We start from the raw sequence: 2598 nt of genomic DNA on the forward strand, positions 1-2598 counted from the left end.
GCTGAAGTCGGTGGCATCGGGCGAGAAGCCCTATGGCATCCTCGTCGACTTCAGCACCGCACCATTGCCGCGCACGCTGACGGTGTTGTTGGTCTTCAGCTTCTGGAAGAAATCCCAGCCATAATTGGTATCGCCGACGAAGCCCGAAAGCAGGTAGGCGGCCGCACCCGAATAGAGCGGGCTCGGCATGACCAGGCCATCTGCATAGGCCGGCTTGGCGAGATCTGCCCAATGCTGCGGCTTCTCGGTCGCCGCGGTGTTGTAGACGATGCCGGTGGTGATCAGCTTGCTGCCGAAATAGGTCTTGCCGGCATCATAGGCATCCGCTTCGATGCCTTCGAGCTTTGCCTCGGGATAGGGCAGCAGCCGGTCGTCCTTCTTCAACAGCTCCATCGAGACCGCATCGGCGATCAGAAGCACGTCGGGCTGCGGGCTGCCGGCGGCAAACTCGGCCGCCATCTTAGTCAGGATATCGCTCGTTCCCGAGCGATAGATATTCACATCGATACCCGGCTGTGCCTTCTTGAAGGCATCCACGGTCTTGGCCGCGTCGGCTTCCGGCTGGGACGTGTAGAGCGTCAGTGTTTCGGCGTTTGCCACGCCGGCAAACAAAGTTGCCGCGAGTGCCAGCTGGCTGGCCAGCAGCTTGATGAAGTGCGTCTTCAATGAGACCTCCTGTCTTGTCTGTGCATGACCGGTCCGGCTCTGGCCGGCTCCCCGTCTCTTCCTCCCTGCACGGCGCATATGACTGGTGGATGACACAGCGCGTGAAACCCACAAAATATGTTCATATGTACGATGTCAATTACAAATGAACAGAAATGTGCGACAATCGACACGCCGAAGATCCGGCATCAGTTGACATCCGGCCGGTGTTTCCTTGATGAGCACCGGGCAGGCCACGGCTCATGAGGGACAGGAACCGATGACCACAGAAAAACCCAGACAGGCTCGCCTGCCGATGGTCTCGTCGGACCTTAACGTCAAGACGGCATGGCTCTACTATGTCGAAGGTTTCACCCAGGAACAGATCGCCGAAAAGCTCGATGTCTCCAGGGTGAAGGTCATGCGTACGCTGGCCTCCTGCACCGCCGAGGGCATTGTCGTCACCATGATCAACGCGCCGACCGCCGGACAGGTGGCGCTCGAGCGGGAACTGGAAAAGCGCTGGGGTCTGAACGCCGCCGTCGTCATCCCGACGCCGTCGGGGCATGACCATCTGGAGAAGGCCATCGGCCATGCCGTCGCGGCCTACCTCGGCGAGCAGATGCAGGACGGCATGACGCTGGCGATCGGTGGCGGCGCGACCCTGCATGCCAGCCTCGGCTTCCTTGCCCGCCGGCAGCTGAAGCGTGCCTGCGTGGTGGCGCTCGTCGGCAGCCTGCCGCACTCGCAATGGATCAATCCATCGATTGTCGCAGCCAAGGTCGCAGACGTCTTCGAGGTCGACAGCTACCAGATCACCGCGCCGGTGACGGTCGACAATTCCTCGCTGCGCGATCTCCTCTGGGCGCAGCCGACCCTGCAGGATGTGCGCCAACGCGCGGCCGCCGCCGACATCGCGCTGCTCACCGTCGGCGACATGTCGCCGGACGCCACCATCTTCCGGCATGGCATCGTGCCGTCATCGCTGATCGCTCCGCTGAAAGCGAAGGGCGCGGTCGCCAACATGCTGTGCTATTTCGTCGATGCCGCCGGCGGGCTGGTCGACCACGAGGTCAACAGCCGCGTCATGGCCATCGATCTCGATGTGGTCAGCAACGTGCCTAATGTCGTTCTTGCCGCGGGCGGCAAGCGCAAGGTCGCGGCGATCCTCGCCGCGCTGAAAGCCGTCGACACCAACGTGCTGATCACCGACAGCGATACCGCCACGGCGCTGCTTGCCAAGGGCGGCTGAGCCGGTTCGACTGGCTCCGGTGTTTCCCGCTAAATGAGCCCGCGCTCGCGCAAAAAATCCTCGACACCGACATGGGTCATGGATTCGAATTCGGCGACCGCCTCGGCCACCCGCTTGCGCTGCGCCGCCAACAGTGTGAACACCTGCTTCATCTCGCCGGAAACACCGAAACGGCTCCACCGCTCGGCGATGTGGGTGGGCAAGCCGATGTCGGCGCAGAACGCGTCCAGGCTGTCATAGCCGAGGCTGGCGACGAGCTGCCTGGTCTCGTCCGCCGACATGCGCGGCTCGAAGGCGTGGTCGTGCAGGCGCTGCGCCACCAGCTTGATGTCGGATGGCGACGCGCCCATGACCTTGCCGAACAGGGTTTTCACGTCAGACGGGTCGAATGCAGGCATATTTTGGCCTCCCTGGATCGCAATCCAGATAGAACATGGGTCAAGGGTCGGCGCCTGACAAGTCGTTTCTGTCGTAAGCCGGCGCATCATTCGACGCCGGCTTCTGCTTGATGGATCAGACCAGCAGGCCCATCGGATTTTCAAGGAGGTTCTTGAAGGCGACCAGCAGTTCGGCACCCAGCGCGCCGTCGACGGCGCGGTGGTCGGTCGACAGCGTCACCGACATCACGGTGGCGATCTTGATCTCGCCGTTCTTGACCACCGCCCGCTCCTCGCCGGCGCCGACCGCCAGGATGGTCGCAT

At 62.6% G+C, this 2598-nt stretch carries 3 protein-coding genes and 1 pseudogene; 1 reads left to right on the plus strand and 3 read right to left on the minus strand.

Annotated elements, in window-relative coordinates; translation table 11 throughout:
* Positions 1-45: 45 nt before the first annotated feature.
* Positions 46-666, minus strand: a pseudogene (locus EN906_RS30330) (extracellular solute-binding protein); the annotation flags it as partial.
* Positions 667-925: 259 nt separating this feature from the next.
* Here EN906_RS30330 and EN906_RS30335 point away from each other — a divergent pair.
* Positions 926-1897: a sugar-binding domain-containing protein gene (locus tag EN906_RS30335; protein ID WP_127271282.1), complete on the plus strand. Its 972-nt coding sequence runs from the start codon at positions 926-928 to the stop codon at positions 1895-1897.
* Between the two features lie 29 nt (positions 1898-1926).
* On the opposite strand, the gene EN906_RS30340 is transcribed toward EN906_RS30335, so the two are convergent.
* Positions 1927-2295, minus strand: coding sequence for a hypothetical protein (locus EN906_RS30340; protein ID WP_127271283.1), 369 nt, complete (start codon positions 2293-2295; stop codon positions 1927-1929).
* Between the two features lie 115 nt (positions 2296-2410).
* A partial coding sequence (locus EN906_RS30345; protein WP_206517196.1) for a 2-oxo acid dehydrogenase subunit E2 occupies positions 2411-2598 on the minus strand: 188 nt, incomplete at its 5' end.

The sequence above is a fragment of the Mesorhizobium sp. M7A.F.Ca.CA.004.06.1.1 genome (assembly GCF_003999135.1).
Classification (GTDB): domain Bacteria; phylum Pseudomonadota; class Alphaproteobacteria; order Rhizobiales; family Rhizobiaceae; genus Mesorhizobium.